Source organism: Mycobacterium yunnanensis (assembly GCF_025823185.1).
GTDB classification, from domain to species: Bacteria; Actinomycetota; Actinomycetes; order Mycobacteriales; family Mycobacteriaceae; genus Mycobacterium; species Mycobacterium yunnanensis.
The window spans coordinates 825,055-848,436 of the sequence record NZ_JACKVK010000013.1; the positions used below are offsets into that span (position 1 = coordinate 825,055).

Consider the following 23,382-nt stretch of genomic DNA (forward strand, 5'->3'; position numbering starts at 1 on the left):
GCAATCATTCCCATGAAGGTTACCGTGGCTAAATGACAACGGAGCATGTCGGTGCACGTCCGGCCCTCGCCAGCGCGCTGGTGACGGCCGTCGACCACGTCGGTATCGCCGTTCCCGACCTCGACGTCGCGATCAAGTGGTACCACGACCACCTCGGGATGATCGTGCTGCACGAAGAGGTCAACGACGACCAGGGGATCCGCGAGGCGATGCTGGCAGTGCGGGGGGCGCCGAGCGGCAGCACCCAGGTCCAGCTGATGTCCCCCCTCGACGAGAACTCCACCATTGCGAAGTTCATCGACAAGCGCGGCCCCGGTCTGCAGCAGTTCGCGTACCGCGTGAGCGACCTCGACGCCCTGTCCGAGCGGCTGCGCGCCGACGGCGTCCGCCTGATCTACGACGCGCCCCGACGTGGCACGTCGAATTCGCGGATCAACTTCATCCACCCCAAGGATTCCGGCGGCGTCCTCGTCGAGCTCGTCGAACCGGCCGCCGACGCCGCACACTGACGGTTAGGACCACGTCCGCGTCGGCCCCCGGTTGGCGCGGTTCGCCCAGCACGGCGTATGCCAGTGCCGGCGGTCGTCGACCGCGGACTCGCCGACGTCGGCGGGCCACACCACCACGTGCGCGACGCCCGGCCTGATCTCGTGGTCGCAGCCGGGGCATCTATAGGTCTTGGCCGCTCTCGACGCGGCCACCGCCTTGACCTCGTAGTCGTACCCGTCGGGCCCGACCTCGACGCGGCGCGACGACGCGAAGGACAGGGGTGCGGGCTGTCTGCGGGGTGGGTTGCGGCGCTTGCCCATGTCCCATCCTCTCTCAGAACAGCCTGAACTCGTTGCTGTCCAGCCCGCGCATCTGATCGTAATCCAAAGTGACGCACCGTATCCCGCGGTCGACGGCCAGCGTGCGCGCTTGCGGCTTGATCTGCTGGGCGGCGAACACGCCGCTGACGGGCGCCAGCACCGTGTCCCGGTTGAGCAGGGTGAGGTAGCGGGTGAGCTGTTCGACGCCGTCGATGTCGCCACGGCGCTTGATCTCCACGGCGACCGACCGGCCCAGCTCGTCGCGGCACATCAGGTCGACCGGGCCGATGGCCGTCATGTACTCCCGGCGCACCAGGGTGTACCCGACGCCCAGCAGCTCGACGTGCTCGGCGAGGAGCTTTTGCAGATGCGCCTCGACACCGTCCTTCACCAATCCCGGGTCAACGCCCAACTCGTGGCTGGAATCGTGCTCGACGTCCTCGACGGTGATGCGCAATTGCTCGCCGGTCTTGTTCTCCACCACCCAGACGGGGTGCTCGCCGCCGTTCTCCTCTACCAGCCAACACGGCGGGCTCATCCAGTTCAGCGGCTTGTATGCGCGGTCGTCGGCGTGCACGCTGACCGACCCGTCGGACTTGAACAGCAGCAGCCGTCGCGCGGAGGGAAGGTGGGCGGTGAGGCGGCCGACGTAGTCGACGGTGCACTGGGCGATGACGAGGCGCACCGAACCACCATAGAGGGCCGAGTGCGGGTCACTAGGCTGACGCCACGATGACGGAGAAGAAGAACGCGGCGCAACGGCTGGGCCGGGTGCTCGAGCGGGTCACCAGCCAGAGCGGTCACGTCTCGGGAACGCCCGAATACGGCTCGTGGATCCTGGGCCGGGTCTCGGAGAGCCAGTTCCGCAGGCGGGTGCGCATCCAGGTCATCCTGACGACGTTCGTGATCGTCGCGAACCTGATCGGCATCGGCGTCGCGACGCTCGTCGTCACCGTCGCCTTCCCGACGCCCAACGTCTTCGCCCCCGACGTCCGCTGGATCACGTTCATCGTGGTCCCGACTTACCTGTTCGGCGCACTGATCGTCGGCACGGTGTGGGCCACCTACCGAGTGATGAAGAACGTCCGCTGGGCGATCGAAGAGCGCCCGCCCACCAAGGCCGACCAGTACAACACCTTCTTCGCACCGTGGCGGCTGACGCGCGTGCCGCTGGTCCTCTGGGGCATCGGCACCGTCATGCTCACCACCATGTACGGCCTGCATGACACCCAGTTCATCCCGAAGTGGTTCTTGGGCATCAGTTTTCCCGGCATCGTCGTCTCGGCGAGCTGCTACCTGTTCACCGAATTCGCCCTGCGGCCGGTCGCGGCGCAGGCGTTGGAGGTCGGTTCTCCCCCACAGCGACTCGCCCCCGGGGTGCTGGGCAGAATCATCGTGTTCTGGGCGCTCGGCTCGGGCGTCCCCGTGCTGGGCATCCTGCTCGCGGCCGTCTTCGCCCTGACCCTGAAGAATCAAACCCCCACCCAATTCTCCTGGGCCATCGTGGTTCTCGCGCTGTTCGCCTTGGTCTTCGGCTTCATCCTGATGTGGATCCTGTCGTGGTTGACCGCCACCCCGGTCCGGGTCGTGCGCGCCGCGCTCAACCGCGTGGAGCAGGGCGACTTGGAGACCAACCTCGTCGTCTTCGACGGCACCGAATTGGGCCAGCTCCAGCGCGGTTTCAACACCATGGTCGGCGGCCTGCGGGAACGCGAGCGGGTGCGCGCCCTCTTCGGCCAGCACGTCGGACGCGAGGTGGCGGCGCTGGCCGAGAAACAGCAACCCGAACTGGGTGGCGAGGAGCGCCCGGCCGCCGTCATCTTCGTCGACATCATCGGTTCCACCCAGCTGGTGACCAGTCGGCCAGCCGCCGAGGTGGTCAAACTGCTCAACCGATTCTTCGCCGTCGTCGTCGACGAGGTGGACCGCCACCACGGCCTGGTCAACAAGTTCGAGGGCGACGCGGTCCTGGCCGTCTTCGGCGCGCCAGTCGCGTTGGAGAACGCCGAGGAGGAGGCCCTGGCCGCGGCCCGCGGGATGGCCGAGCGCCTGCGCACCGAGGTGCCCGAACTGCAGGCCGGCATCGGCGTCGCGGCGGGGCAGGTGGTGGCGGGCAACGTCGGGGCCAAGGAGCGCTTCGAGTACACCGTCATCGGCGAGCCGGTCAACGAGGCCGCTCGGCTGTGCGAACTGTCGAAGGAAATCGACGGCCACCTCGTCGCCTCGTCCGACACCGTGGACGAAGCGGGCGAGGAGGAGGCCGCCCGGTGGACGCTGGGTGAGACGGTCACGCTGCGTGGTTACGACGAACCCACGCGGCTTGCGGTGCCGGCCTAGCCCTTCGAGGACGCCGGCTGACGCGCGATCCACGCCCGGCCCGCCTTGGCGGCCCGCACAAGCGCCCCGTACTCGCCGAAGTAGTCGGCGACCGCACCCACCGCCGGCAACATCCCGAGATAACGGAAGATGCGGCGCGGCCGGGACCGCTTGCCGAGCTCGTCGCCGACGGCCCGCAGCTGCCCCGCCACCCGCCAGAGCGGCTTGAGCAGCGCCAGTGGCGTGCCGTCCAGCGGGGAGGACTCGGGCTCCGACGCGGGCTCGTCTGCCGCGGCGGTGTCGTCATAGGCGTCGGCGGGCAGCTCGCGGCCGCACATCACCGACGCCAGCAGACGCACCTGCTGGCCGTAGTCCTCGACGCCACACTCGCGCGCGACGGCGCACAAGACGATGGCCTGGTTCGCGAAGCCCAGCGCGTCCTGTAGCGGCAGTCGGTCGGCCACGGCGCCGAATACCCCCGGGAACGCGACCAGGACGGTGTCGACGGCACCGACGCGGTGCACCCACCAGTCGATCCGATCGTCGAGGCTCATCTCCTGCCAGGCCTGAGTGCCCGGAACGTCGGCGGTGTTGAGCACCCACGACAACGCGTCGAGCGCGCGGTCGACCGATCCGGCGGAGTCTCCGATTCGGTGGCTGCGGTCCTTCAAGCCGAACGGGTCCGCGCGTGACAGGACGTCGACGACGGGGTTGATCACCCGGACCGCCCGGCTCAGCGCGCACGCCACGTCGGCGTCGTCGATGGTGGCATTGGGCGTGGGGATGAGGGCCATGCAGTGATCATTACCCGTTGACGCCGGCGACCCAACACGGAGTCGTGTCGGCGGTTACCGTCGCCGCTCCGCGGGGCGGGCGGCGGCGTCGACGGCGTTCAACCGCCACGCACCGCCTCCCAGCAGTTCGAGGTGCTGGTCGTGGAAGCGATGAACGAGGCCGTCGTGGCTGACGCTGATGACGACGAGGTTGGGCAGGTCGTCACCGAGAACCCGGTAGAGGGCACCTTCCACGCCTTCGTCCAACGCAGAGGTTGCCTCGTCGAGGAAGACCACCGCAGGTCTGGCCAACAGCACCCGTGCAAATGAAACACGTTGCTGCTCACCGGGTGAGAGCACCTTGGACCAGTCGCGTTCCTCGTCGAGCCGATCGCCAAGCTGGTCGAGCAGCACGTCGGAGAGGACGCCGCGTAGACGCTCGTCACCGAAATCGGTTGCGCTGCCTGGGTAGCACACCGCCGAGCGCAGTGTGCCGGGCGGCAGGTAGAGCAGTTGCGAGACGAACATCGTCTCGCCGGGCCCGTCGGGCCGTTGCCAGTGGCCGCCCACGGCTGGCCACATTCCGGCCAGGCCGCGCAACAACGTCGACTTGCCGGTTCCCGACCGGCCCGTGATGACCAACCGCTCACCAGGTCGTAGCTGCAGATGCAGACCCTCGACGAGCAGGTCACCCGTGAGAGAGCGCACCTCGACGTCGTCGAGGCGCACCACTCCGTCGACGCTCGGGTCGCTGGTCATCCTCGGCGACCGGCGAGCGCGGGCGTTGTCCTGCAGCAGGCCGTCCAGCCGCACGATGGTGGCGTTGTAGCTGGCGAACTGGCTGTAGGCGTTGCGAAAGAACGACAGGCCGCTTTCGATCTTCCCGAACGCCGTGCCCGACTGCATGACGTCGCCCAAGGTGACCGTGCCGGCGAACAGGCGTGGAGCCTGCACCAGGAAGGGCAGGGGCGTGATTGCCTGGGTCACCGAGTAGTTCCATCCGATCAAGCGCAGCGTCCGGCCCAGGTAGCGCCGATAGTTGCCGATGACGGCCCCGAAGGCCGTGGCGAGTCGACGGCGCTCGGCGCCCGCGCCCCCGATGAAGGCAACGGCCTCCGCCGCGTCACGCACGCGAATCATCGCGTAGCGGAATGCGGCATTGGTCTGTTCGTTCCGATAGCTCAACTCGACCAGGGGACGGCCGATCCGAAACGTGACGGCCGACGCCACCAGCACGTAGACGATCACGAGCCAGAACAGTGCTCGCGGAACGCCGATCCCCAGCACCGTCACCGTGCCGGACAGTCTCCACAGGATCGTCGCGAACGACGCCACCGAAATCAGCGCGTTCAACGCGCCGAAGGGCAGCATGCTCTGCGAGTAGTACGTCGGTGCGTTGGTGCTCGCACCCACGCCGGTGGTCAACACGTCGATGTCCTGCTGAATACGCTGATCGGGGTTGTCCACTCCGTCCCCCGCGAGTTGGGCGCGGTAGTAGACGTCGTCGGCGAGCCAGTCGGCGCACGAGCGGTCGGTCAACCACACCCGCCACGCGATGATGAAGCGCTGCGTCAGATACGTGTCGACGACGATCCGGACCACCGTGATCGTCGCGAGCACGCAGAAGATGGCGATGGCAATCCAGAACCCGTGAATACCTGAGTCTCGTTTGGCGACGTCGTGCGCGCTGGCGCCTTGGAACGCGGTCTGCAGCGCCGAGAAGAGGTCGTTGTTGTAGTAGCTCATCAGCACGGCGAGCCGTACGGACGTGACGACCGACAAGAGGAGCAGCGCCAGCACCGCCCACACTCGGACGCTACGTCGACCGCTAAAGAAGCCTCCCGTGACGCGCCAGAAGCGCTGACCCCACGTGGTGAAACGGGTCAGTGCGGCTCCTGTCAGGAGCGCCGCGGCCGCGCTCGCGGCCCACGTGCGCGCGATCCACCACGCGGACACCGTCAACTGGTGGTTCCAGTCGATCGAGGACGTGAACAGGCTCATGATCTCTTCCCGTCCCGCCTGAGGTGCGGCGTCCGCTCGGCGTCACGCGCGAGCGAATCGCATCGTGGTGCTAGTCGTCGTGGTCGTCGCCAGCTCCCTGACCATGAGCCAGTGTGTGGCCTTCTGTCGGCTCACTGAAGCATCCGATGTTGCAGTCCTGCATCACGATCCTGTCCGCCCCGTCTACCGCGGGCCGGAAGTTCCACACCGTCTCGATGAACGTATTCGGCGCGATCTCCGAGCGTCCCGTGACGTCGCTGCTGAGGACCCGGTTTCCGAAGTCGCACGTCTCGAGCAGTACCTCGGTGGGCGCCAGCTCGAGGGGATCGCGGACGAGCTTCACTCCGAAGCGATTGGTCTTGGCTCGCGCGCGCAGGCGCTGCTCGATACCCGCCAGGACGGCCTCGTCGTCGTCGGAGATGGGTGACGTAGCTCCGAGGTCGGCCGTCGGCGAGAATTCCATCCCCACCACACCCAACCCTCGTTCGACCGAGTCGTCGAAGCGCATCGCGGTCGGATGCAGGGTGTCCACGTCGACGTCGGACTGGTCGACCAGCGCGGTCTGCAATCTCCTCGGTTGCGTGATGACGCTCTCGACGAACAGCTCGCCGTCGGCGGGCTCGAAGTGCTTGTGCAGCAGCCATATCGAAAATCGCTGCCATGCGTCGGCGCTGACGAGATACTCGCCCAGTTCGGTCAGGCACGCGCGGTCGTCGTCGGCGAGCACGCCGACGTCCGTGGCGTCCATGTCCCGCAGGTCCGCATAGTCCTCGACGCCGTGATCCCGCATCGTCAACATTCTTGCTCCTTCGATCGTCACCGCGTGCCGGTGCACATGTTGTACCGGAAGCGGCCGCCGACCACACGTCTAACAGGCAACGAGCGGATGAACAGGAAGGAACGAGGCGGCCTATGGAATGAACGGCCCGGTGGACCATTGGATTCAACCTGCGTCTTGCTCGGCGCTCCCCTGTCCCGTTGGTCGTCGCGTCACTATCATCAGCGTCGCGCGTTCACGACGCTGCGGTGGTGAATCGGGTCGGAACTGGACGGAAGAGAGACAACCCGCGATGTTGCGCCTGATCGCGGATCTGCTCCGCCCCTACCGCACGAGCATCGCGGTCATCGTCATGTCGATGGCCATGCAGACCGCCACGAGCCTGGCCGCCCCATGGCCGTTGAAGGCCATCTTGGACAACGTCGTCGGGAATCATCCCCCGCCAGCATGGATCAGCTGGTGCCTCCCCCTCCTCGGCGGGGAGGGTAAGGGGCAGATTGCCGCGGCGGCGGGCCTGGCCACGGTGGCGATCGCGGTGGTGAGTGGGTGTGCGTTCTACGTGTCCAATTACGCGACCGAGATGCTCGGTCAGCGAGTCGCAAATGACTTGCGCGTCAGAACGTTTCACCGTCTACAACTGTTCTCACTCGCATTCTTCGACCAGAACCGCGTCGGAACGCTCCTGTCGACCATCATGACCGACGTCCAAACCATCCAGAACTTCGCTTCGGTGTCGACGCTGAACATCGTGACCGACACCGTGACCATCATCGGCATGGTCGTGGTGATGCTGCTGCTGCGCTTGGACTTCGCGCTCATCGCGATTGCCGTGGTCCCCTTCCTCGCGGTCTTCGTCTGGCGCGTGAACGCCATGATCAGATCGGCCACGCGAGACGTCCGCGCACGGCAGTCCGACCTGATGTCGACTCTGCAGGAGGGACTCGAGGCCGTCGAAGTGGTCCAGGCCTTCGACCGTCAAGACGTCGAAGAGCAGCAGCTCGTGCGCGCCAGCCAGGAAACCATCGGTGCGTGGCTACGGGCGCGTCGCGTGTCCGCTTTGCTGTCACCGATCGTGGGGTTGGCGGTCGCGCTGTGCACGGGACTCGTGCTCTGGCGGGGAGGACTTCTCATCGTCTCGGGGGTGATGACCGCCGGGACGCTGACGGTGTTCCTCTCCTACCTGGCCAAGTTCTTCCAGCCCATCCGCGAGCTCGCGGTCATGAGCAACAGCATCGCCGCAGTCTCGGTCGCCTTCGAACGGGTCAAGGCAATCCTCGACGCCGATTACGTGGTTCCCGAGCGTCCGAATGCGAAGAAGCCACCCGCGTTCGAGGGGGCCATCGCCTTCGACCGGGTCACCTTTGGCTACGACAAGGATGCTCCGGTGTTGCGGGACATCACGTTTCGTGTCGATCCGGGCCAGACCGTGGGCATCGTCGGGCCGACGGGCAGCGGCAAGTCGACCGTCGTGAGTCTGCTTCCGCGCTTCCGCGACACCGATTCCGGCACGATTCAGATCGACGGCGTGAACGTCTGCGACTACCAGTTGCATCCCATGCGCGAACAGATCGGATTCGTGTTGCAGGACACCGTCCTGTTTCGCGGGACCATCAGCGAGAACATCGCGTTCGGTCGTCCAGGAGCGACCCACGACGAGGTGGTGGCCGCCGCGAAGCTGGCCAACGCCCACGAATTCATCGAGCGGATGCCACACGGTTACGACAGTGCGGTGGGCGAGCGTGGGCTCACCCTTTCGGGTGGTCAGCGTCAACGGATCGGCATCGCTCGCGCGTTCATCCGCGACAGCCCGATCCTCATCCTCGACGAACCCACCGCGGCGCTCGACGCCGAGGCCGAGGCGACGGTGATGGAAGGCCTCGATCGGCTCACGCAGGGCAAGACGGTCATCATCATTGCCCACCGCCTCAGCACGATTCGCAACGCCGACGTGATCCTCGTCGTCGACGAGGGTGTGGTCACCGAACGCGGCAGCCACCGCGATCTGATGGCGTTGAAGGACGGCACCTACGCCCGCATGTACCGGTTGCAGGTCGGCGAGCAGGCGGCCGACTGTTGACGTTTAGGTTCTCAGATTCCGTGTCATATGCCGATGCGCTGAACTGCGGTGATTCTGGTTGTCCCACAACTTGTCATACGGAATCTGTCTCAGATTCGTGTCACATCCGAGGACGCGTCGCCACCGACTCCGCCTGCGCCTGATGCGGACGCCAGCGGCTGGACCGAAGCGTTGTTTTCTTCACGTGACAACCAACCTCGTCATCCGCGCTGCTCCAGCGACTCCGCCGACACCGGATGCGCAAGGCTTCCTGCGAGCATGCGAATTGCGGGCATTTACTTATGTAGTCGCATAAGCGACCATATAACTATGGCCGATGAAATGCAGCTCTCCGAGGCGGCTACGCTGCTTGGTGTCACGCAGCGGCAAGCGCAGCGCCTGGCTGCCAGCGGCGAACTTGGGCATGTGCGATATGTCGGCCGCACCGTGGTCGTCCCGTCAGCGGCCGTCCACAGGGCTAAGAACAACGGCACCACTAGCAAGGGCCGCCCCGCACTCCCGGCAACAGCATGGGTGGCACTGGCACTACTCTCCGGCCGACCGGCCGAAGGACCGAATGAGATGCGCATCGCCGATCGGATGGCCGCTATGACTCCGATCGAAGTCGCGCGGTTCACTCGCCGCCGCGCAACGATCACGAGCCTGCGTTTAACCGTTCGCATGGCGCCCGACACCCTGGCCGCACACCTCCGCAACTCGGGCGTGAAGCCGACGGGCTTGATGTCCACACTGGCTGTCGATTGGGGCCTAGCTGGTGACGGCGCCTCGCAGATCGATGGCTACCTCTACGTCGGGCCGGACCGCATGCTGCGCGATCTGAAGCTGCGCGAGGATCCCGGCGGTCGGATCACACTGCGACTGCTCGATCTCCCGGTAGACCCGCTGCCCGAGGCGACGGTCGCGCTCGACCTCATGGAGTCGATGGACTCTCGGGCGCGCGGTGTGGGCAGGGATCGACTGGCCGAGATGATCGGTCGACTGAGTTGACCGAGCGCGAGCACTGGGAGGTCGACGCCCCACCAGGCGGCTGGGCCCACCCGTGGCCGCTCGCCGTCGAAGTAGTCCATGCGTTGCCCGAGTTCAGCTGGACGCTAGTCGGCGGACTGATGGTGCAGGTGCATGCCGCGCGCATCGGCGTGCGGCATCGGCCGACCGAGGACATCGACATCGTGTTGCACATCGAGACGGACGCGATCAGCTTCGCAGGGGCCAGCGAACGACTCGAAAGCATCGGCTTCGTGCTGCGCCGGCCGAACAAGCCGACCGGATTCATCTACTGCTTCGAGCGCGGTTCCGACGTGGTCGACGTGATGGTCGGAGATCACCTGCAGCATCCTCCGAAGGCGTTAGGGCATGAAGTGTTTCGGGTGCCCGGCAGTACTGGTGCACTTCAGCGCACGGTCAACGTGACCGTCCACATTGATTCGCAAACCGTGCGTTTCAGCCTCCCCTCGGTGATTGCGGCTCTCGGGTTGAAGGGCGCGGCCTACATGGCCGACAGTCGGGACACGGAGCGTCATCTGCATGACGCCGCGGTCCTCGCCTGCTGCATCGACGATCCAGAAGCTGTCGCCGATCAGGTGCAGGGCAGCGATCGGGGCCGCATTCAGAGGCTCTGGCACGAGCTGAAACCGCAGCAACATCCGGCATGGCTGCTGATTGAGGACACCGAGCAACGCGAATACGGATACCACGCACTTTCGGACCTGGTCGAGCTGCTGCTCGGTTCCGGCCAGCTGCCGCGGTCATGATGCATGCGAAGCGCAGCGCTCCGATCGCGCCGATGCGCGCCAAAGGGCCTCAGACGATGTGTCCGCGTGCCCATCAGTGTCTCTGTTTTCGAGCACACCGCGATACCAAAAAACTCATTCAGCGCAACGCAGGACGAAGGAGTCGGTGACGTTGAGCAGCGCTGACGAACACCGTCATCGACCAAATAGCGGCCCGCTCACTATTCCCCCACGCACGCGGGTCGGAGATGGCGTCGACTCACTCTGAATTTGATTCAATGCAGTCGTCGTTCGACCCAGCGCCAATCGATTCGTTCTTGTTCAAGGCGCACACGTTCACCCAGCCCGTCTTCGACGAGTTCGGCGTAGAGGTCATGTTCGGCAGGCGTCAGACGGGTCAGAATCGACCTGGCGGGACGGTCCTCGCTACCCCAGCGGTCTCGATGGGCTAGCAGTGTCTCTCTGTCCATCAAGACCGAGCGCGCCCGTGGCAGCCACACCCTCAGTCGGTCCAGGATGGCGAATCCGTGTGTGTCGATGTCTCCCCAATATTGAACGTCGGCGTCGTCCAGCCACCGCAGCCGTCCGACCTTGTCGACTTCGAAGCCCTTTCCCCAGATCACGACGCCACGCTCCGGGATGTCGACGCTCAGATAGCTGATTTCATTTTCGACAATCACCGCCGCATGCGGCTCGATAGCGAGCCGCATGCGGGTTCCTCGGGGCGTGCCGCCAGTTCGGAAAGGCAGTCCGGCAGCCCAAGTGACGGCGCGGGCCTCAAGCGGACCAAACCGGGCTTGACCCTAAGGCCCAGGCCCGCAAGGAATCCCGACGATGTCGCCGGAACCTCCAACATCTCCGCCAGAACTGACCGGTGCCGTTCCGCGAACTTGGTGTCGACGCCGGGCGCACTGATCTCGCGCAGGTACCGCCCTGAATGCCGATAAGCATCGAGCCATTCGAAGGCGGCAATCAACCGCGGCATCTCGGCAGCCAATTCCAGCGCGCGAAGAGGATGATCGATGACCCACCGTTGAACCTTGGGATTCTGCTGGACAAGTAGCAATTGGTCGTCGTACTGACGAACCGCGGCGGTCACACCGAGCAGTTCCCACGCCTGCTCACGCGATGACACCACGGCACGGACGGGCAGTTGATTGCGACCAATCTGCCTGCCTCCAATGGACTGCCAGTGCAGGCCGTACCGACGATCGCCGACCCGGCCGGCGTCCAGAGCAGCAATCCAGTCTCTGGCGGCTCCAAGATCGTCGCCGACCTCCGACGGTTTGGGGCCGCGAATGGAGACCTCGATCGGATCGAACGCCTCACCATTGGCATACCCACTCAGTAGCGAACCGTCGTCCCATCGACGCCTGACTGTGGCCGCAATGTCAGCAGGCATGGTCCAGCCGACGGTCACGGTCGTCGTCCGTCACGACGTGTGCGGTATTCCTCGATGGTCATAGTCCGGAGCCGGGAGGAAGTCCCGGTGGGATTGTCGACGAATCCGATGGCCTTCACGTAGGGCTCGATGACGTGAACCTTTTGCAACGGCGTGACGATGAGGAGTTGCAGCCCCAGCGTCGCGAACAGCTTCAGTGCGTACCGCGTTGAGACGTCCGAGCCGCGCCCGAAGGCCTCGTCGATGACCGCGAACTGAAAATCTCGAGACTGCTCAGCACCCCACTCAAGCCCGAATTGGTAGGCGAGCGATGCTGCCAGGATCGTGTAGGCGAGCTTCTCCTTCTGGCCGCCGGACTTGCCGTCGGAATCACTGTAGTGCTCCCACTCTTCATCGGAGTCGGTGTCACGCTCGGATGCGGAAAAGACGAACCAATTACGCACATCGGTAACGCGCCGAGTCCACGACTTGTCCGATTCGGCGTAACCGTCGCGACCACGGAAACGTTCAATGATTCGCTTGACGTCTAAGAAGCGCTCCTCGGAATACTGATCGCCCTCGACAGCGAGAGTGTCGTTCGTCAGACTTCTGAGGTCCGAACGGAACTGTGCAACATCCTGATTCGTGGTCGGCTCCTTCTCCAACCTGATGTAGCGCCCTGGGTTGTAAGGCACCGCTCCCAGCGCGTCATTGATGCGGTCGACGCGCTCGTCGATGGCTGCGGCCTGTCGATTGAGCCAGTTGTTGAGCCCGGCGAGTTCTTGGATGGCGTTCTTGTTCAGCTGTTCTTTGAACTCGCTTTCAAACCGGGGGAGATCGTCTGTTGCGACGCGGTCGCGGAACGCTCGGAAGTCGTGGCGAGCGTCGACGTTGGCGTCCATGTCCGCGCGAAGCTCAGGCCAACGATTCAGAACGGCGACCATGAACTGACCCAGGTTCAATGCATAGCCGCTGAGCTCCCTGGTCACCTTCTCGATCCGGCCATGCAAAGTGTTGGAAAGCGTTGTCTCCGCCTCCGAACAGTCCGCTGCCCGCGACGGGCGATTGTTGCCAAGCCGTTCGTTCAGCGCCGGGTATGTCGCGCGTGCGGCGACCAACTCTGAAGTCGGCCTTGCAGCCACGATCTGATCGTCCCGATCCTTGGCCCGCCGTGCGTGCTCTGCAGCCTTCGCCGTGGTCGCTAGTCGACCGGTGAGCTTCCTGATCATCTCGGACACGGCGACGGCGCGGAGCGCATGTTGTTCGAGCGCGCGGCTTATCTCCGCAAGTCGTGACGAACCCGACTGCAGGCGAGCACCTTCGGCGTCGTAGTCGTTCGCCCGCGACTCCGCCTCATCGACGTCGATCTCGGACCAAGCTCGGAAGCCCTCGATGCGGAGGAACGCATCGAGCTTCGACTGAAGCACATCCCTTTGCGCGGTGAGCTTCGCTACTTCGCCTAGGGCCACTTGACGCTGAGCCTCAAGCTCGGTGAGTTCGACACACAGCGCAGCGATCTTTCGTTCGTTGGCCCAGCCGAGGACCCAGCGTCGAGGGTCGTCGATGCGGTGCCGGTCGTCCTTCTCATGGTGCTCGCCGGAGCGAACCTGTCCTTCCCGGGTCACGGCGCGCCGTTGCATCCGGAACTCCTCGAGGTCCCCCACACATCGGTGATCGGCTCGCTTCACGAGCTCATCGACTAGGTAGTCGCGAAAAGATCCGTCCTTGACTTCGATGCAATCGGCAAGCAGCAGCCCGTCATGCCGGGCGGGTTGAAGGCGGACCCGCTGCCGAGCAACGCGTTCGTAGACCAGCTTGGCGCCACGGCCGCGGTAGCTCAGTCGACGGCCGTTGGCCCAGCGGGCAACTGCGTCATAGTGCTGCTGGGGCACTAGAAGAGAAAGCGCGAACCCGCGAAGTACGCGTTCGGCGGCTCCACGCCAGTCGGCGTGCGCTTCGAACACGTCGAGCAGTTCACCTGCGTAGGGCAGATCTTCGGGTGTCAACCCCACGTCTGCACACAGTTCCGCACGCAACTCGACCTGATCGGGCGGCAGATTACTGGTGCGCTGCTCGAGGCTCGAGACTTCCTCGGCTACAGCTTTGGCCTTCCGTTCGAGCTCTTTGTCGCGCCCAAGCGCGTCCGCAGTTGCTGTATCGAGCGTGCGCTTCTCGGTCGTGAGTAGTGGCCGCCTGGCTGATGTGAGCGCGGACAACGCTCCAAAGTCCTCCCGGCGAACAACCGGTTGCAATCCAGCGTCGCTCACGGCAGCACCGAACAACACCCTCGCTCGGGCTCGCTGCTGGGCCTGTTCGCGAGCGTCCCTGGCAAGTCGCTCCAGTTCACCAATGCGATCCCCGCCCGCCTTGGCCCGCTCCTCGATTAGTGCCTCGCGTTGGTGTGTGAGCTGTTGTTGTTCTGTTTCGGCGGTGTCCTGCTCGTTCCACAGGGCCGCGCCCTCTGCTTCGAGCGCGGTGAGCTCTTCAAAAAGTAGACCGGAGCGAAGCTCGGCGATAAACAATTGCACGGCTGATCGCTCACGTTCGAGTGACTCGCGCTCTGAAAGTGCGTCGTCGTACTTCACCGCGGTCTGTACGACGGGTTCAAGAGCCTCTAGTTGCTCCCTCGCTCGCTTGACGGCGTCGTGCGCCTTGGTCAAATCATCGAAGTGGGAGATCATTTCGCGTACACGATCAGTTGAGTCAGTCGGTTCGAGCATGTGGTCACGGACGAAGTCATTGAGGTTGCCCACCGACTTCATCGAGACTGTCTGGTGGAACAACTCGAGCGCCTGTTCGGAGCGGATTCCGAGCAATCGGCGTAGTGAGGTTGCGTACTTAGGGAACTCGTCGAAAATTTCAGCGCCCCCGGATCGCAGCCTCTTACGCAGGTCCCGCAGCTCCGAGCCGAAGTCAGCGAAGTCGGTCGCGATCGACAGCTCCTTCGTCGAGGTGACGAAGAATCGGTAGGGCTGGCCGGTACTGTCGCGCTGCTGGAAAACTTGTGCCAGGGTGACGGTTTCGTCGTAGGCATGATTGGCGAAGACGCCGAGGATTACCGAGTAGGTCCCCTTCTTTTCACGAAGTCCTTTCGCGCGGGAGCGGCCGGTGGCCTCGACGCGCTCGGACTTGTAGTGCCCTTCGACATACGAGCGGAGAGTACGTTCCTTGGATTCCGCCCCGGCAGCCTTGTTGTAAGCCGCCTTGTGGGACGGCACCAACAAGGTCGTGAGTGCGTCGACGAGCGTCGACTTGCCAGAACCGATGTCGCCGGTGAGCAGGGCGGTGTCCGCTCCAGGAGTGAATCGCCAGACATTGGTGTCGAACGTGCCCCAGTTCAGGACTTCTGCGTGTTGGAGTCGGTAACCGGCCCTTGAGCCAACTGTTGGTTCGACTGCAGGTTCGGTGCTGCTACACATCGGTGGCGACTGTTCTGGCGTAGTCCTGAAGCTTGTCCGCGAAGTTCGAAAGCGTCTGGGCGTCAACGTATGCCTTGAGTATTCGCCTTACCTCCCAGTGGTCTCGCTGGCCATGTAGCTGCCGTAAGAAGCCCAGTTCGGCGGTCTTCTTGATGGTGGCTTCAGCTTGATCCGCAACCCGCGCGTCGTTGGTGGACTCTGCTTGGAAGAGTCTGAGCATCTCAACGATCTGGTCGGTGGTGAGTATGAGTCGGCCTTCACTGGTAGTGGTTTCGAACTCGACGAGCCGCTTACGCAACAACACAAGTAGCAGGCTGACGTTGTACGTCAATGCCCGCCGGCGCACGAGCCGCGGAAGCGCTTCGTCTCCATCCTGCTCTGGCCGGGACCGCAGATACGCGTAGCCCTCCGTGTCATCAACCACCACGTCGATGCCGATAGCAGCGAAATGGTCACGGACGCCGGCACCGTGGCGATCCAGCGTGAGAAAGGTGTCCTCGTCAGCTTCGCGGTAGATGACGCCCTGCATCAGACGGATGATGGCGCTGGCGACTGAGTGTTCATTGCTCATCGGCGCCGCACCGTTACCTTCGGCAACCGCGCCCGTTTGGTGTTGCCAGGGTCAAGCGAGTCTGAAAACTCCAGCAACGTCTCGTCGCTGTCATCCATGTCGACCGTCACGTCGTCGTCGTTGAGTGCGAGATAGCCAACTATCTCAGCCGCACCCTGTTCGATCGGGTGCAGCGCCACCACATCGGACAGCAAGGCCGACGCTTGTTCGGGCAGGACACTCCTGACGATCTCTGCCAGGCGCGCCTGGTCGACGAATGTCTGTGCGAAGAGGAGGTCGGGGTCGACTTCCTCGGTCTCGACGGGAACCCGGCTTTCGACCGCGACCGCCGCTGGCGACTGGTAGAGCGGACGCTCGAAGGGCAGCGCGATCTCGACGCCGGGCTGATCGACTTCCAACCCAAATCCTGGCGGCTCATTGCGAAGTGTCAGTGCCGCAGCCTCAACCACCCGGACGAGGTCCAGAACGCGACGATTCTCCAGCCACACCTGGTCATCGAGGAAGTGGCGGAGCTGTTCGGATATCAGCCGGACGGTGCGCTGTGCTCGGTCTGCAGCCTCAGACCAGTCATGGTGGATTCCACGAATCCGCTGGTCCGCTTCGATGGCATTGTGCGATGAAACCTTCGCGAGCAAGCCGGCAAGTTCAACTTGGCGTGAGTCCGAGAGGAGGAAATCGTAAGAACGACTGGAAGCTGCGCCCTTGGTCCGAGCCAGCGATCTCGGACCGGCTACCGACCAACTCGGCAAGGAGTTCGCCTTTCGACCCGTCCCACGCGGCGATCTTCTCCCGCGCGGCTCGGTCCAGGAGTCGAAAGTTTTCTTCAACCTCGCGAAAGTCCGATAGAAGTTCTCTCGCTGTGGTTGACAGCTGTTGATAGCGGTCGCGCACCCCAGTCGCGTCCATCACGGTGACTATTCCCGCCTCGACGGCCGCGATCTCGGCGTCGAGTTCGTCTCGACGGCGGTGCAATTCGGCTAGCCGGATATCCGGCTCGGTCTCGGTTCCGTGCACAATCTGTCGAAGCAATTCGACGACCGTGTGCAGTCTGGATTCGGTGCCCACAAAGGATCTGCCTTTGAGGGAGATAATCCATGCGTACGCCTTCTCGAACGCTGGAGTGACCTCGTAGTGCACTTCATCGTCGCCAGGTGGGTAGAACCGTCGTAAGTACCCACTTTCGGTGGCTGCCCAGTGATCTACATAGGTTTGCGCGTCCCTGGGGAACCGTTCCTGCCCGTCCTCCGTGACGATCTCGACGTTCAATGCGTGCAGATGATCATCCAGTGCGGCTACGACCTCGCTCGCTGCGCGAGCTCCTCGATTGGCTTCGACGAAGAACTCACCAAGGAAGGACAGGATCAGCGCGGAATTGCTGGCACGCAGCAATCGCCAAGCCGGGTGCCTTTCCCGCAATGCCTCGATCCCCCCGTACTCCACTAGGAGAGGGTAAGGAATCCCACCGACGGATTGGTCCCGCTTCGGAGTATCACGAACGCAGCGACGGGTAATCTCCGATATCACCGCCCTCTGTCGACAGCTATTACGACGTCACCAGCGCCGATCCAAGATTGCTGTGCCTCTAACACCCAGGAGTGTCGGCACCTCGCTTGGCACGAACTGGCGCGGTCGACAAAGCTCGCGGCGCAACACCTTGTTGGGAGCGCTACGGCGATAGCAATACCGCTGCGGGCGGCGTCGCTCGTCATGGTCCAAGTAGCCCCGGAGCCCAGATCGGCTCGACCTCATGTCATAAATGACATCGGGATGACATGCCATTTGAAAATGTGCCACCGCCGCTGAGAACCTACCTGACGTGATCGCGGTGTGGGCCCTCGACTTACGTGTCGGATTTCCGCCAGTGCTGTCGGTACCGACGTGTAAGTGTCTAGGTATGTACGACGACTTCGGCCGCTGCTACCGGGCTGTTCAGTCCAAGGACGCGCGGTTCGACGGGTGGTTCGTCACGGCCGTCCTCACGACGGGGATCTATTGCCGGCCCAGTTGCCCGGTGCGGCCCCCGCTGGCCCGCAACGTCCGATTCCACCCGAGTGCGGCAGCAGCGCAACGAGCGGGCTTCCGCGCCTGCAAGCGATGCCGCCCGGACGCCTCCCCAGGGTCACCGGAGTGGAACGTCCGGGGGGACGTGGTGGCGCGGGCCATGCGGCTGATCGCCGACGGCACGGTCGACCGTGACGGCGTCGCAGGGCTCGCGGCGCGGCTGGGGTACACGACACGGCAGGTGGAGCGGCTCATGCAGGCCGAGGTGGGCGCCAATCCGCTCGCCCTGGCCCGCGCACAGCGCACCCAGACCGCCCGGATTTTGATCGAGACCACCGACCTTCCGTTCGGAGACGTGGCCTTCGCCGCGGGATTCTCGAGCATCCGGCAGTTCAACGAGACGGTGATGTCGGTGACGGCGTCCACCCCGAGCGCACTGCGTCAGCGCGCCAGCACGACCTTTGGCCCGGGCCGGCCGACGGGGTCCGGCGTGCTGAGCCTGCGGCTGCCGGTGCGCACACCCTTCGCCTACGAGGGATTGTTCGGTCACCTCGCCGCCAGCGGTGCCCACGGCGTCGAGGAGGTTCGCGACGGGGCGTACCGCCGTACGCTGCGCCTGACCGCCGGAAACGGGGTGGTGAGCCTGACACCGCATCCCGACCACGTGCAGTGCGAGTTGATTCTCGACGACTTTCGCGACCTGTCGAGCGCGATCGCCCGGTGTCGCAGGCTTCTCGACCTGGATGCCGATCCCGAAGCGGTGATCGACGCCTTGAGCGCCGACCCGGACCTGACGGCGACGATCGCCAAGGCGCCGGGGCAGCGCATCCCCCGGACGGTCGACGAGTCGGAGTTGGCACTGCGGGTCGTCATCGGCCAGCAGATCTCGGTGAAGGCGACCCGAACGCATGCGGGACGGTTGGCGCAGGTTTACGGCACCCCCATCGAAGACCCCAAGGGCGGTCTTACGCACGTGTTTCCCAGCGTCGAGCAGCTCGCGTGCATCGACCCGTCGCACATCAAGTTTCCGAAGACCCGGCAGCGCACGTTCACCACACTCGTCCGTGCCCTGGCTGACGGAACGGTCGCCCTGGATCCGGGGTGCGACTGGGACAGGGCGCGCCAACAGCTGCTGACGCTGCCCGGCATCGGACCGTGGACCGCCGAGGTGATCGCCATGCGTGGTCTTGGTGATCCCGACGCATTCCCCGTGACCGATCTGGGTGTTCTCGCGGCGGCCAAGGCACTGGACCTGCCAGCTGACCCAAAGCCACTGCTCGCGCGCAGTGGTCGCTGGCGGCCGTGGAGAGCGTATGCGACCCAACATCTTTGGACGACGCTCGAGCACGACGTGAACTACTGGCCACCCAAGACGACCATGAAGGATCGATGATGGACACCGTGTACTTCCGCACCATGGACAGCCCGGTGGGGCTGCTGACGCTGGCAGGCCGCGATGGCCGACTCCAGCACCTCAGAATGGTCGACCAGACCCACGAGCCCAGTCGGGACGGCTGGGAGCCCGACGACGCGCTCTTCTCCGACGTCGTCGCACAACTCGAGTCGTACTTCGCCGGCGAGCGGCTCGAATTCGATTTGCCGCTGGACCTCGTCGGCACCGAATTTCAACGACGGGTGTGGGCCGCTCTCCTCGACATTCCGTATGGAGAAACGCGGTCCTACGGCGAAATTGGGCGTCACATCGGTTCGCCTGGCGCCTCGCGGGCAGTGGGCTTGGCCAACGGCCACAATCCCATCAGCATCATCGTGCCGTGCCATCGCGTGATAGGTGCGAATGGCAATTTGACCGGATACGGCGGCGGATTACCCAAGAAGAAGCATCTACTGGAAATGGAACGGAATTACTTGTCACCCGTGGCGACGCTATTCGATTGAGCATCGCGCCTGTTTCACGAGAGGAATATTGGCCCGGAAATGCCTAAGGCCCCCAGCATAGTTGGGGGCCTTAGGTTAATGGGTGTTCGGCGGTGTCCTACTTTTCCACCCGTGTGGGCAGTATCATTGGCGCTGGTAGGCTTAGCTTCCGGGTTCGGGATGGGACCGGGCGTTTCCCTACCGCTGTTGCCGCCGTAACNTTAATGGGTGTTCGGCGGTGTCCTACTTTTCCACCCGTGTGGGCAGTATCATTGGCGCTGGTAGGCTTAGCTTCCGGGTTCGGGATGGGACCGGGCGTTTCCCTACCGCTGTTGCCGCCGTAACTCTATTCATTTACGCCCCACTGGTGTTTTTTGGTGGTGGGGTGTGGTCTGTTCGATTCACAGATCGTGTGGTTGCGAGTGCACGTGAGTGCAAATGTGGTGTTACACGCTTTCAAACCCAAGTTGGTGTTTTTGGGTGTGTGTAAGTTTTCGGCCGGTTAGTGCCAGTTCCCTGCACCCATTGCTGGGCTTCTAGGTCTGGTCTATCGATCCCGTGGTCTGCGGGGGGCCTTATCCCTCTNAAAGGGTGAGAAACCTGGTCTTGGAAGAGGTTTCCCGCTTAGATGCTTTCAGCGGTTATCCTGTCCGAACGTAGCTATCCAGCCGTGCCACTGGTGTGACAACTGGTAGACCAGAGGTTCGTCCGTCCCGGTCCTCTCGTACTAGGGACAGGTTTCCTCAAGTTTCTGACGCGCGCGGCGGATAGAGACCGAACTGTCTCACGACGTTCTAAACCCAGCTCGCGTGCCGCTTTAATGGGCGAACAGCCCAACCCTTGGGACCTGCTCCAGCCCCAGGATGCGACGAGCCGACATCGAGGTGCCAAACCATCCCGTCGATATGGACTCTTGGGGAAGATCAGCCTGTTATCCCCGGGGTACCTTTTATCCGTTGAGCGACACCCCTTCCACTCGGGGGTGCCGGATCACTAGTCCCGACTTTCGTCCCTGCTCGACATGTACGTCTCGCAGTCAAGCTCCCTTGTGCACTTGCACTCAACACCTGATTGCCGTCCAGGTTGAGGGAACCTTTGGGCGCCTCCGTTACTTTTTTGGAGGCAACCGCCCCAGTTAAACTACCCACCAGGCACTGTCCCTGAACCGGATATACGGTTCGAAGTTAGAAGCCCAATACGATCAGAGTGGTATTTCAACAACGACTCCACCCACACTGGCGTGTGAGTTTCACAGTCTCCCACCTATCCTACACAAACCGTAACGAACTCCAATACCAAGTTGTAGTGAAGGTCCCGGGGTCTTTTCGTCCTGCCGCGCGTAACGAGCATCTTTACTCGTAGTGCAATTTCGCCGAGTCTATGGTTGAGACAGTTGAGAAGTCGTTACGCCATTCGTGCAGGTCGGAACTTACCCGACAAGGAATTTCGCTACCTTAGGATGGTTATAGTTACCACCGCCGTTTACTGGGGCTTAAATTCTCAGCTTCACCCCGAGGGGTTAACCGGTCCTCTTAACCTTCCAGCACCGGGCAGGCGTCAGTCCGTATACATCGTCTTGCGACTTCGCACGGACCTGTGTTTTTAGTAAACAGTCGCTTCTCACTGGTTTCTGCGACCCCCCACCGCTGCCCACCGCAAGGGTGATGACAGTAAGGGGTCCCCCTTCTCCCGAAGTTACGGGGGTATTTTGCCGAGTTCCTTAACCATAGTTCACTCGTACGCCTTGGTATTCTCTACCTGACCACCTGTGTCGGTTTGGGGTACGGGCCGTGTGTGTGCTCGCTAGAGGCTTTTCTCGGCAGCATAGGATCACCGAATTCGCCTCACTCGGCTATGCATCACCTCTCAGGATGTGTGAGACCCGGATTTGCCTAGGTCTCTCCCTACGGGCTTGCCCCAGTATTACCACTGACTGGTACGGCTACCTTCCTGCGTCACCCCGTCGCTTGACTACTACCAACGAAGGTCCCGCGCAGCCCCACACACCCTCACACCCGAAGGTGATCGGTGAGCGTGGTTTTGGGCGGTTAGTACCGCTGATTCGTCATGGGCGCGCACACACGGGTACGGGAATATCAACCCGTTGTCCATCGACTACGCCTGTCGGCCTCGCCTTAGGTCCCGACTCACCCTGGGCGGACTGGCCTGGCCCAGGAACCCTTGGTCTTTCGGCGGGCAAGGTTCTCACTTGCCTTATCGCTACTCATGCCTGCATTCTCACTCCCACACCCTCCACAGCTAGATCACTCTGCTGCTTCACCGGCGTGCAGGACGCTCCCCTACCCAACCTTGCGGTTGCCGCGACTTCGGCGGTGTGCTTGAGCCCCGCTACATTATCGGCGCACAATCACTTGACCAGTGAGCTATTACGCACTCTTTCAAGGGTGGCTGCTTCTAAGCCAACCTCCTGGTTGTCTTCGCGACTGCACATCCTTTTCCACTTAGCACACGCTTAGGGGCCTTAGTCGGCGATCTGGGCTGTTTCCCTCTCGACGCACGGAGCTTATCCCCCGCCGTCTCACTGCCACACTGTTGACTTGCCGGCATTCGGAGTTTGGCTGACGTCAGTAACCTTGTAGGGCCCATCGGCCATCCAGTAGCTCTACCTCCGGCAAGAACCATGCAACGCTGCACCTAAATGCATTTCGGGGAGAACCAGCTATCACGGAGTTTGATTGGCCTTTCACCCCTACCCACAACTCATCCCCTCAGTCTTCAACCTAAGTGGGTTCGGGCCTCCACGGCGTCTTACCGCCGCTTCACCCTGGCCATGGGTAGATCACTCCGCTTCGGGTCCAGAACACACCACTACACCACACACAACTGTGCGGATACGCCCTATTCAGACTCGCTTTCGCTGCGGCTACCCCACACGGGTTAACCTCGCGACATGTCCCTGACTCGCAGGCTCATTCTTCAAAAGGCACGCCATCACCCCACTCTAGGAGAGGGCTCTGACGGCTTGTAGGCACACGGTTTCAGGTACTATTTCACTCCCCTCCCGGGGTACTTTTCACCATTCCCTCACGGTACTAATCCGCTATCGGTCATCAGAAGGTATTCAGGCTTACCGAGTGGTCTCGGCAGATTCACAGCAGATTTCACGGGCCCGCTGCTACTCGGGAACACACATCAAGGCAGGCGTCGGATTTTCACGTACCGGGCTCTCACCGTCTACGGCAGGCCATCCCAAGACCACTTCCGCTAACCACGACACTTTCTCACTGCCCTCTGAGGAGGTAGCCCCAGAAAATATGGTCCCACAACCCCGCACACACAACCCCTACCCGGTATCACATGCATACGGTTTAGCCATCCTCCGCTTTCGCTCGCCACTACTCACGGAATCACTGTTGTTTTCTCTTCCTACGGGTACTGAGATGTTTCACTTCCCCGCGTTACCTCCCGCACCCTATGAATTCAGATACGGGTAACACGACATCACTCGTGCTGGGTTTCCCCATTCGGACACCCTCGGATCAACGCTCGGTTGGCAGCTCCCCGAGGCATATCGCAGCCTCCCACGTCCTTCATCGGCCTCTGATGCCAAGGCATCCACCATGCGCCCTTAAACACTTACAACACAAAAACCAATTTGTTCAAAATCGAAATTACACCACAACAACCCAC

The 23,382-nt window shown here is 63.1% G+C and carries 14 protein-coding genes, 3 rRNA genes and 2 pseudogenes; 7 read left to right on the forward strand and 12 right to left on the reverse strand.

Features of this window, described 5'->3' with window-relative positions; all coding sequences use genetic code 11:
• Window positions 1-32: 32 nt before the first annotated feature.
• Entirely contained in the window at window positions 33-509 is a 477-nt protein-coding gene (gene mce / locus H7K45_RS27555; protein ID WP_263999266.1) for a methylmalonyl-CoA epimerase, read from the forward strand.
• Window positions 510-512: 3 nt separating this feature from the next.
• On the opposite strand, the gene H7K45_RS27560 is transcribed toward mce, so the two are convergent.
• Both H7K45_RS27560 and nucS read right to left on the reverse strand, forming a co-directional pair.
• Window positions 513-809 carry an Rv1322 family protein gene (locus H7K45_RS27560; protein ID WP_263999268.1) on the reverse strand — a complete coding sequence of 99 codons (297 nt, stop codon included), beginning with the start codon at window positions 807-809 and terminating at the stop codon, window positions 513-515.
• Window positions 810-822: 13 nt separating this feature from the next.
• Window positions 823-1,494, reverse strand: a complete 672-nt coding sequence (nucS, locus tag H7K45_RS27565) for an endonuclease NucS (protein ID WP_263999270.1) — start codon at window positions 1,492-1,494, stop codon at window positions 823-825.
• Window positions 1,495-1,541: 47 nt separating this feature from the next.
• Between nucS and H7K45_RS27570 the strand changes: the two genes are divergently transcribed.
• Entirely contained in the window at window positions 1,542-3,146 is a 1,605-nt protein-coding gene (locus H7K45_RS27570) for an adenylate/guanylate cyclase domain-containing protein (RefSeq protein WP_263999272.1), read from the forward strand.
• Here the strand turns inward: H7K45_RS27570 and H7K45_RS27575 are convergent.
• From H7K45_RS27575 to H7K45_RS27585, 3 genes are all read right to left on the reverse strand, one after another.
• Complete coding sequence (locus H7K45_RS27575) at window positions 3,143-3,919, reverse strand: hypothetical protein (RefSeq protein ID WP_263999273.1); 777 nt, start codon at window positions 3,917-3,919, stop codon at window positions 3,143-3,145. The genes H7K45_RS27570 and H7K45_RS27575 overlap by 4 nt on opposite strands.
• A 54-nt stretch (window positions 3,920-3,973) precedes the next feature.
• The gene (locus H7K45_RS27580) at window positions 3,974-5,899 is read right to left on the reverse strand and encodes an ABC transporter ATP-binding protein/permease (protein ID WP_263999274.1); all 1,926 of its coding nucleotides are present in this window, start codon (window positions 5,897-5,899) and stop codon (window positions 3,974-3,976) included.
• Between the two features lie 70 nt (window positions 5,900-5,969).
• Window positions 5,970-6,698, reverse strand: a complete 729-nt coding sequence (locus H7K45_RS27585; protein ID WP_263999275.1) for a beta-ketoacyl-[acyl-carrier-protein] synthase family protein — start codon at window positions 6,696-6,698, stop codon at window positions 5,970-5,972.
• Between the two features lie 271 nt (window positions 6,699-6,969).
• Here H7K45_RS27585 and H7K45_RS27590 point away from each other — a divergent pair, with 271 nt between their 5' ends.
• From H7K45_RS27590 to H7K45_RS27600, 3 genes are all read left to right on the forward strand, one after another.
• Window positions 6,970-8,754: an ABC transporter ATP-binding protein gene (locus H7K45_RS27590; RefSeq protein WP_263999276.1), complete on the forward strand. Its 1,785-nt coding sequence runs from the start codon at window positions 6,970-6,972 to the stop codon at window positions 8,752-8,754.
• 309 nt (window positions 8,755-9,063) lie between these two features.
• Window positions 9,064-9,741, forward strand: a complete 678-nt coding sequence (locus tag H7K45_RS27595; RefSeq protein ID WP_263999277.1) for a helix-turn-helix domain-containing protein — start codon at window positions 9,064-9,066, stop codon at window positions 9,739-9,741.
• Complete coding sequence (locus H7K45_RS27600) at window positions 9,738-10,505, forward strand: hypothetical protein (protein ID WP_263999278.1); 768 nt, start codon at window positions 9,738-9,740, stop codon at window positions 10,503-10,505. The genes H7K45_RS27595 and H7K45_RS27600 overlap by 4 nt, the downstream gene beginning before the upstream one ends.
• Before the next feature lie 254 nt (window positions 10,506-10,759).
• Here H7K45_RS27600 and H7K45_RS31730 read toward each other — a convergent pair.
• From H7K45_RS31730 to H7K45_RS27620, 4 genes and pseudogenes are all read right to left on the reverse strand, one after another.
• Window positions 10,760-11,886: pseudogene (locus H7K45_RS31730) on the reverse strand (Wadjet anti-phage system protein JetD domain-containing protein).
• Window positions 11,887-11,900: 14 nt separating this feature from the next.
• Window positions 11,901-15,284: an ATP-binding protein gene (locus H7K45_RS27610; protein WP_263999279.1), complete on the reverse strand. Its 3,384-nt coding sequence runs from the start codon at window positions 15,282-15,284 to the stop codon at window positions 11,901-11,903.
• Window positions 15,277-15,855: a DUF4194 domain-containing protein gene (locus H7K45_RS27615; RefSeq protein ID WP_263999280.1), complete on the reverse strand. Its 579-nt coding sequence runs from the start codon at window positions 15,853-15,855 to the stop codon at window positions 15,277-15,279. The genes H7K45_RS27610 and H7K45_RS27615 overlap by 8 nt, the downstream gene beginning before the upstream one ends.
• Window positions 15,852-17,295: pseudogene (locus tag H7K45_RS27620) on the reverse strand (DUF3375 domain-containing protein). Before H7K45_RS27620 ends, H7K45_RS27615 begins: the two are co-directional and overlap by 4 nt.
• Window positions 17,296-17,749: 454 nt before the next feature.
• Between H7K45_RS27620 and H7K45_RS27625 the strand changes: the two are divergent.
• Together H7K45_RS27625 and H7K45_RS27630 are read left to right on the forward strand one after the other, a co-directional pair.
• Window positions 17,750-19,249: a DNA-3-methyladenine glycosylase 2 family protein gene (locus H7K45_RS27625; protein ID WP_263999281.1), complete on the forward strand. Its 1,500-nt coding sequence runs from the start codon at window positions 17,750-17,752 to the stop codon at window positions 19,247-19,249.
• Entirely contained in the window at window positions 19,249-19,752 is a 504-nt protein-coding gene (locus tag H7K45_RS27630; protein WP_263999350.1) for a methylated-DNA--[protein]-cysteine S-methyltransferase, read from the forward strand. The genes H7K45_RS27625 and H7K45_RS27630 overlap by 1 nt, the downstream gene beginning before the upstream one ends.
• An 84-nt stretch (window positions 19,753-19,836) precedes the next feature.
• Here H7K45_RS27630 and rrf (H7K45_RS27635) read toward each other — a convergent pair.
• The 3 genes from rrf (H7K45_RS27635) to H7K45_RS27645 form a co-directional block, all read right to left on the reverse strand.
• Window positions 19,837-19,949, reverse strand: a 5S ribosomal RNA gene (gene rrf / locus H7K45_RS27635).
• Between the two features lie 12 nt (window positions 19,950-19,961).
• Window positions 19,962-20,074, reverse strand: a 5S ribosomal RNA gene (rrf, locus tag H7K45_RS27640).
• Window positions 20,075-20,213: 139 nt separating this feature from the next.
• Window positions 20,214-23,334 (reverse strand): 23S ribosomal RNA (locus H7K45_RS27645).
• Window positions 23,335-23,382: the final 48 nt, after the last annotated feature.